8 protein-coding genes are annotated in these 7477 nt (G+C 69.9%); 6 read left to right on the top strand and 2 right to left on the bottom strand.

What is annotated here, in order from left to right; translation table 11 throughout:
- Positions 1 to 280 precede the first annotated feature (280 nt).
- Entirely contained in the window at positions 281 to 673 is a 393-nt protein-coding gene (locus tag AB0M27_RS25915; protein ID WP_365724545.1) for a VOC family protein, read from the bottom strand.
- A 71-nt stretch (positions 674 to 744) separates the two neighbouring features.
- On the opposite strand from AB0M27_RS25915, the gene AB0M27_RS25920 reads away from it, so the two are divergent.
- Complete coding sequence (locus AB0M27_RS25920; protein ID WP_365724546.1) at positions 745 to 1284, top strand: GNAT family N-acetyltransferase; 540 nt, start codon at positions 745 to 747, stop codon at positions 1282 to 1284.
- 3 nt (positions 1285 to 1287) lie between these two features.
- Here the strand turns inward: AB0M27_RS25920 and AB0M27_RS25925 are convergent, their stop codons facing one another.
- Positions 1288 to 1971 carry a glycerophosphodiester phosphodiesterase family protein gene (locus AB0M27_RS25925; RefSeq protein WP_365724548.1) on the bottom strand — a complete coding sequence of 228 codons (684 nt, stop codon included), beginning with the start codon at positions 1969 to 1971 and terminating at the stop codon, positions 1288 to 1290.
- Positions 1972 to 2362: 391 nt separating this feature from the next.
- On the opposite strand from AB0M27_RS25925, the gene AB0M27_RS25930 reads away from it, so the two are divergent.
- The 5 genes from AB0M27_RS25930 (at position 2363) to AB0M27_RS25950 (ending at position 7138) form a co-directional block, all read left to right on the top strand.
- Positions 2363 to 3760 (top strand): DUF6421 family protein, encoded by a 1398-nt coding sequence (locus AB0M27_RS25930; RefSeq protein ID WP_365724550.1) that lies wholly within the window; start codon positions 2363 to 2365, stop codon positions 3758 to 3760.
- Positions 3757 to 4548, top strand: coding sequence for an SDR family oxidoreductase (locus AB0M27_RS25935; protein ID WP_365724552.1), 792 nt, complete (start codon positions 3757 to 3759; stop codon positions 4546 to 4548). Before AB0M27_RS25930 ends, AB0M27_RS25935 begins: the two co-directional genes overlap by 4 nt.
- Positions 4545 to 5615: a low specificity L-threonine aldolase gene (locus AB0M27_RS25940; RefSeq protein WP_365724554.1), complete on the top strand. Its 1071-nt coding sequence runs from the start codon at positions 4545 to 4547 to the stop codon at positions 5613 to 5615. Before AB0M27_RS25935 ends, AB0M27_RS25940 begins: the two co-directional genes overlap by 4 nt.
- Before the next feature lie 78 nt (positions 5616 to 5693).
- On the top strand, positions 5694 to 6284 hold the full coding sequence (locus AB0M27_RS25945) for a transglutaminase family protein (RefSeq protein WP_365724555.1): 591 nt from the start codon (positions 5694 to 5696) through the stop codon (positions 6282 to 6284).
- A 56-nt stretch (positions 6285 to 6340) separates the two neighbouring features.
- Positions 6341 to 7138, top strand: coding sequence for a hypothetical protein (locus tag AB0M27_RS25950; protein ID WP_365724557.1), 798 nt, complete (start codon positions 6341 to 6343; stop codon positions 7136 to 7138).
- Positions 7139 to 7477: the final 339 nt, after the last annotated feature.

A 7477-nucleotide genomic window follows, 5' to 3' on the forward strand; every position in this document is an offset into this window, starting at 1 on the left:
GGACGCCAGTGGCTCGGACGCTAGAGGCTCGGTAGCGCCAGGAGCCCGGTGTCAGAGGCCGGGCGCGAGGGGTCTGGAGTTCAGGGGCCGGTGGCTCGGACGCTTGCGGCTCGGGCGCCAGTGGCCTGGAGTTCAGGGGGCCCGCAGGCAAGTGGCCCCGCCGCCAGTGACCCAGAGGCCACAGGACAGAGGCTCGGCCGCCAGAGGCCTGGAGGCCAGGCGCCAGATGCCCGGTGCCAAGAGCCCGGCCGCCATAGGCCTCGCCACCAGAAGCCCGCCCCTAGACACCCGGGCGGTACCGCATCGGATGGTCCTCCGGCACCTCCACCACTGCGATGCGGACACCGTCCGGGTCGGCGATCCACATCTCGACCAGGCCCCACGGCTCCTTCACCGGTGGCCGGACGACGTCGATACCCTTGGACTTCAGCTCCTCGTGTGCGGCCGCCACGTCGTCGACCTGCAGCCACAGCCGGACCGTGGGCGACGGCGGTGCCTCGGACCTCCCGGAGACCTCCAGGAAGCCGCCGCCGAGGAAGTAGACAGTCCCCCGCTCGGGCCCCGTGCCGAACTCGCGGTAGACAGAAAGTCCCAGCTGCTCGCCGTAGAAGGTCCGGGAGCGCTCGGGGTCGGTGGGGGTGAGCAGGGTCCGGCTGCTGAGTACGTGCACCATGCAGGCGCAGCCTAGTGGCAGGGTTACCCTCGACCCTGGCTCAGCCACGCCCGAGAATCGGAGACCGTTCCATGGAAACCCCCGCCGCCGGCCCCACCTTCCGCGACGCCACCGACGCCGACGTCGACGCGCTGGTCGCACTGATCGAGTCGGCCTACCGCGGGGATTCCAGCCGGGCCGGGTGGACCACCGAGGCGGACATCCTTCAGGGGCGGCGAACGGATCCCGAGGGCGTGCTGGAGGTCATCAAATCGCCCGAGAGCAGGCTGCTGACCGTGGAGCAGGACGGCCGGATCATCGCCTGCTGCCAGCTGGAACACCGCGGTGACCACGCCTACTTCGGCATGTTCGCGGTCAGCCCCACCCTGCAGGGCGCGGGTCTCGGCAAGACGGTCATGACGGAGGCCGAACGCCAGGTCCGCGAGGCGTGGGGCGTCACCGAGATGCACATGACGGTGATCTCCGTACGGGACGACCTGATCGCCTGGTACGAGCGCCGCGGCTACCGCCGTACGGGAAAGATGTCGCCCTTCCCGTACGGCGACGAGCGCTTCGGCATTCCGCAGCGCGACGACCTGCAGTTCGAGCTGCTGGTCAAGAAGCTCGTGTGACCGTCAGGCCGTGAAGCGCCCCGTGCGCTTGATCTCCGGGAAGTCGGTCGTCGCGCCGTCCAGCTCCAGGGCGCGGACCAGCCGCAGATGATCCTGGGTGTTGACGACCCAGCCGATGATCCGCAGCCCGGACCTGCGCGCGTGCTCGACGATCTCTAGGGTGAGCCGGCGGATGTTGAGACAGACGGTCGACGCGCCCACGGCGACCGCGCGCTCCACGATGTCCGTGCCGTAGCGGCCACCGATCAGCGCCGTGCGCACGCCCGGCACCAGCCGCGCGATCTCGGCGACCGCGTCGTCGTGGAACGAGGACACCTCCACGCGCCCGACCAGGTCGCGCTCGTGCATCACCGCCGCCAGGGCCCGGGCCGCGGCCACATCCTTGATCTCGGCCTGGAGCGGCGTGCACACCGCGTCCAGAACCTCCTCGAACACCGGTACCCGCTCCCCGAGGCCCGCGTCGAGGGAGCGCAGCTCGGCCAGGGTCTTGTCGGCGATGGGCCCGGTGCCGTCGGTCGTGCGGTCCACTTCCGCATCGTGCATGACGACCAGGGCGCCGTCCTTGCTCAAGTGCAGATCGAGTTCGATCAGATCGAGGCCGGCGTCCTGCGCGGCGACGAAGGAACGAAGGGTGTTCTCGGGCTCGACACCCATGACCCCGCGGTGACCGATGGTAAGGAAGTTCAAGATTCGACTCCGTTCCGTCGACGGCGGCTCGGCACGCGCGGAACGGGCGGACTCCGTCGTCCGCGCGGGCAGAGTCGCAGCCTAACGGCCGGAACCCGCGATGAACCCGCACGTGCACGAGGCATACGGGTGCGTGGCGGCCGTCAGCCGGCCGGTATACGCCCCCGCGGTCACCCTGCCGTGGGTGAGTCCCGCCCCTCTGGACCGACCGGATCGCCACGGCACCGTGAGCGGGGATACCGGTGGAAGTGAGCGCCGTCACGGTTTACGACAGGAAAAATGTCGGTGACCAAGGGGCTGGACTGAAAATTTTCCCGATCCGCCTCTTGCTGGCTGAAACGGGGTATGCATACGGTGTCCTTACGCGAGCTTCTCCCGTGGAGGATGGGACATGACGGAAATTCTTGTGCAGGCGGGTGCGGAGGGACAGATTCCTTCGTCGACCAGGGTGGTTGAGCACCCGGCCTGGCCCGTGCTCAAGGATGCCGTGGAGCAGATCCGGCCATGGCAGTCCAAGGACGGATCGATCGACTTCGAGGCCGAGGACGCTCCGGCCAGGGTGGATGCCGAGGCCGCCGTATGGCGTGTCGTCGACGCCGTCGAACAGCTGTCCCCGCTGCTCCCGCACGACGAGGCCTACCACCAGGCCCTGGTGAAGGATTTGCACCGCTGGGCCGAGGGTGGCTTCCAGGTGCCGGACTTCCTGGACTCCCTGCTGGCCTTCCAGCCCGCCGCGAACCGCGCGGACGGTCTGCAGCACCTGGTCGTCTTCCCGATGTACACGCAGAACGGCAACCTGGACCGCAACCTGGAGGCGGTCGCGCTGCGCATGGTCTGGCCGGACTGGCTGGCCGAGCTGGAGCGCACCCGCTACGACAACCCGCTGTTCTGCGGCATCACCTTCGAGGACTTCACGTCCGGCTACGACACCAACTCGGCCGTCCTCTTCCCGGAGACCATCGCCGTACGCGAGGCGCCGGAACGTTTCTCCTGGGGTGGCATCTTCTGTGACCGCGAGGCCGCCCGCTTCCGCCGGGTGACCGACGCCGCCGTCGACATCCTCGGACTGGAGCTGCCCGAGGACATCGCCGCGATGGTCCACGACCAGAAGCGCTGCGAAGAGGCCTTCGTGCTCTGGGACATGGTCCACGACCGCACCCACAGCCACGGCGACCTGCCGTTCGACCCGTTCATGATCAAGCAGCGCCAGCCGTTCTGGATGTACGGCCTGGAGGAGCTGCGCTGCGACCTCACCGCCTTCAAGGAGGCCGTGAAGCTCCAGGCGGACGGCGTCCCGCAGGCCCGTGACGTGCAGTACGCGGTCCTCTTCGACCGCATGTTCCGCTTCCCGGTCACCGGCGACCGCGTGCGCAACTACGACGGCCTCGGCGGCCAGCTGCTCTTCGCCTACCTGCACAAGCACGACGTCGTCCGCTGGACCGACAACAAGCTCTCCATCGACTGGGAGCGCGCCCCGCAGGTCACCAACCAGCTGTGCGCCGAGATCGAGAAGCTCTACAAGGACGGCATCGACCGCCCGAAGCTCGTGCACTGGTTCGCCGGCTACGAGCTGGTCGCCACCTACCTCGCCCCGCACCCCGGCTCCAAGTGGGCCAAGGGCCCGGACGCCCTGGACCTGGCCCAGCCGCCGCGCAAGCTCGTGGACGACGTGCTTCCGGACGAGTTTCCGCTGAGCATGTTCTACGAGGCCCTGTCCAAGAAGCTGAAGAATGTGATCGCCTCCACCAAGGGCATCACGGCGGACAGCGCCGAGCCGGTCGCCGCGTGAGCGACCGCGTCCAGAACACTGCTTCAGAGGGGAAGAACGTGGCGAACAACGGGTCTCTCAGCGGTGCGGTGATCGCGGTGGCCGGCGCGGGCGGTCCCGCCGGACACGCGACCCTGGTCCGGCTCGCCGAGGCCGGCGCGGTCGTCGTCGGCGCCGACAACAATCCTGAGCGCCTGGCGGAGGCCGTGGACGCGGCCCGCTACGCGCGCGGCGGCGCCACGGTCACCGGCGAGACGGTCGACCTGCTCGACCTGGACTCGACCCGTGCCTGGGCCGACCGCATCGAGAAGGAGCACGGCCGGATCGACGGTCTGGTCCACCTGGTCGGCGGCTGGCGCGGCAGCGCGACCTTCGAGGAGACGAGCCTCGCGGACTGGGACCTGCTGGAGAAGCTGCTGATCCGCACGGTGCAGCACACCTCCCTGGCCTTCTACGACGGCCTGCAGCGCAGCGACCGCGGCCGGTATCTGCTGATCAGCGCCGCCGGTGCGTCGAAGCCCACGGCGGGCAACGCGGCGTACTCCGCGTCCAAGGCCGCCGCCGAGGCCTGGACGCTGGCCATGGCCGACGGCTTCCGCAAGGCGGGGGGCGAGGCCGGTCCGCATGCGGCTGCTGCCATCCTGGTGGTGAAGGCGCTGGTGCACGACGCGATGCGCGCCGAACGCCCCAACGCGAAGTTCGCGGGCTTCACGGACGTCAAGGACCTCGCCAAGGCCATCGAGGGCGTCTGGAGCAAGCCCGCCGCGGAAGTGAACGGAAACCGTCTGTGGCTGACCGAGAAGCCGTGAACCCTGCCAGGACCGACGCGCGTCGTCATCACGACCCCGAGGTCCGCGGTTTCGCCAGTGACAACTACGCCGGGGCCCACCCGGAGGTGCTGGCCGCCCTGGCCCTCGCCAACGGCGGCCACCAGGTGGCGTACGGCGAAGACGAGTACACCGAGAACCTCCAGCGGATCATCCGGAGCCACTTCGGGGCCTCCGCGGAGGCCTTCCCGGTGTTCAACGGCACCGGCGCGAACGTGGTCGCGCTCCAGGCGGTCACCGACCGCTGGGGCGCGGTGATCTGCGCCGAGAGCGCCCACATCAACGTGGACGAGGGCGGCGCGCCCGAGCGCATGGGCGGCCTGAAGCTGCTCACCGTGCCCACGCCGGACGGCAAGCTCACGCCCGAGCTGATCGACCGGCAGGCCTGGGGCTTCGAGGACGAGCACCGCGCCATGCCGCAGGTCGTCTCGATCACCCAGAGCACGGAGCTGGGCACCCTCTACACGCCGGAAGAGATCCGCGCGATCTGCGAGCACGCCCATGCGCACGGCATGAAGGTGCACCTGGACGGCTCCCGGATAGCCAACGCGGCCGCCTCGCTGAACGTGCCCCTGCGCACGTTCACCAACGCGGTCGGCGTCGACATCCTCTCGCTGGGCGGGACCAAGAACGGCGCCGTCTTCGGCGAGGCGGTCGTGGTCCTCAACCAGGACGCGGTGCGGCAGATGAAGCACCTGCGGAAGTTGTCGATGCAGCTGGCCTCCAAGATGCGCTTCGTCTCGGTGCAGCTGGAGGCGCTGCTGGCGAAGGACCTGTGGCTGCGCAACGCCCGGCACGCCAACGAGATGGCCCAGCGGCTCGCCGAGGGCGTGCGCGCGGTGCACGGCGTGGAGATCCTCTACCCGGTGCAGGCCAACGGCGTCTTCGCGCGGCTGCCGCACGACGTGTCCGAACGCCTGCAGAAGCGCTTCCGCTTCTACTTCTGGGACGAGGCCGCCGGAGTGGTGCGCTGGATGTGCTCCTTCGACACCACCGAGGAGGACGTCGACACCTTCGTGGCCGCGCTCAAGGAGGAGATGGCGCGCTAGTCGCCAGTTGTGCATAGGTATGCGGTCGCTCGAAAAGTCATTGACGGTCGGGCGATCGCGTTCCTATGCTCTGCGGGCATGGATCTGATCCAGAACACAGCCGATCTGTCTGCGTATTTGGCCGCGGACGAGGTCATCGACCATCACCATCCCGTGGTCCGGAAGACGGCCGAAAGGCTGGCCGCCGGGGCGGCCGACTCGTATGCCTATGCGCGGGCCGCCTATGAATTCGTCCGGGACACCATCCCGCACTCCCAGGACTCGGGCGACCTGCGCGTCACCTGGCGCGCCTCGGACGTGCTCGCCCTGGGCACCGGTATCTGCTACGCCAAGGCCCACGCCCTGGCGGCCCTGCTGCGCGCCGAGGACATCCCGACGGCCCTGTGCTACCAGCGGCTGACCGACGGCGAGGGCGGCCACGCCGTGCACGGACTGGTCGCCGTCCGCTTCCACGGCGCCTGGCACCGGCAGGACCCGCGCGGGAACAAGCCGGGTGTGGACGCCCGGTTCTCGCTGGACGGCGAGCGGCTGGCCTGGATCCCCGACCTCGCGGCCGGTGAGCTGGACTATCCGGTGCTGTATGCCGAACCGCACCCGGTCGTCCTCGACGCCCTGAAGGCGGCCCCGGACCGGCCGTTCCTGTGGAGGACGCTGCCCGACGCACTCTGAGGGCAGTGGTCACCCCGCCCCACGCCGTCGCGATCGCACTCGCTAACCTCCCCGCCGTGAGCAACGGGGGAGCGGCAGAAGGCGACATCAACGGCACGGAGCACGGTTCGGCGGACGAACAGGGCGGCGTCGGCTCCGGTGGCCGGTTCGCTCGGCTGCGCAAGCACAGGGTGCTCGCGTCGGCCGTGGCGCCGGCCCCTGGTCGCGGGTGCCGTCGCGGTGCCGCTCGCGCTCGGCGCGTGGTACGACTCGCGGTCAGGCGCAGCCCGGTGCGGCCGCGCCGCTCGACCTGGTCCTCGGCGAAGGCCTTCAGCAGCCTGTGCTGCTCCGCCGTACCGATACCCCGGATCCTGCGCTCCGCGCCGACCGCGAAGTCGGCCGCCTCGCCGTCACAGCGGGCGGTCGCCGTCAGGGCCCTGCACACCCCGTCGTCCGAGACCACACGGTCGCTCCAGTCGCCGTACCAGGCGGCGAGGTGCAGATGGTCCGAGGACGGCGAAGTGTCCCTTTCCAGGTCGCACCGCACGGCCGGGGCCGTGTCGTTCACCAGCGGCTCCACCTTCCACGTGGCGGCCTGCGGGAGCCGTGCTCGGGCCACCCAGCCGCAGGCGGTGCCCGCCGCCTCGGTGACCGGGACCGACTCCTGCACCTCGTCGGGATCAGGCGGCGCGGCGTCGCCCTTCGGCACCGCCAGCGGCTCAACACCGCAACCCAGGTGCGGCGAGGCGGAGTTGACGAGCGGGACGACCGTCTCGTACACGGCGTGGCTCGTGCGGGCGGTGGCGTGGCCGATGTCGGCGCTCACCAGCATCCTGCGCGGTCGGCCCGCCGCGTCCTTGCCGAGATCCGGATAGCGCAGCAGGAACCGGAGGCTGCCGAACTGGTCGACACAGTCCGGCAGATCCCGCGGCACGGGGTACATGCGCGAGAAGCCCTGCTCCGGGAAGTCGAAGAAGAACTCGCCGTCCTGGTCGTCCCGCTCGGTGTAGGCGGTCATCCGCACCACCAGCGTGGAGTCGCCGCGTCCCTCGAAACGCAGGCTCACCAGTTGGATTAGCGAAGCGTAGTGAACCTGTGGCAGAGTGCTACGCACACGCCCGGCGCCCAGGCGACGTCGGGCACCCTCCTCGGTCGGGTCTTGCGGCCCGGTCGACCAGCGTCCGGAGGGACGTGCCACGCGGGCTGGCGGCTCC

Source organism: Streptomyces sp. NPDC052107 (assembly GCF_040680215.1).
Taxonomy (GTDB): domain Bacteria; phylum Actinomycetota; class Actinomycetes; order Streptomycetales; family Streptomycetaceae; genus Streptomyces.

Coding starts and splice junctions, on each gene's coding strand:
- AB0M27_RS25930 (WP_365724550.1), top strand. CDS start 2,363: ATGACGGAAATTCTTGTGCAGGCGGGTGCGGAGGGACAGATTCCTTCG.
- AB0M27_RS25920 (WP_365724546.1), top strand. CDS start 745: ATGGAAACCCCCGCCGCCGGCCCCACCTTCCGCGACGCCACCGACGCC.
- AB0M27_RS25945 (WP_365724555.1), top strand. CDS start 5,694: ATGGATCTGATCCAGAACACAGCCGATCTGTCTGCGTATTTGGCCGCG.
- AB0M27_RS25915 (WP_365724545.1), bottom strand. CDS start 673: ATGGTGCACGTACTCAGCAGCCGGACCCTGCTCACCCCCACCGACCCC.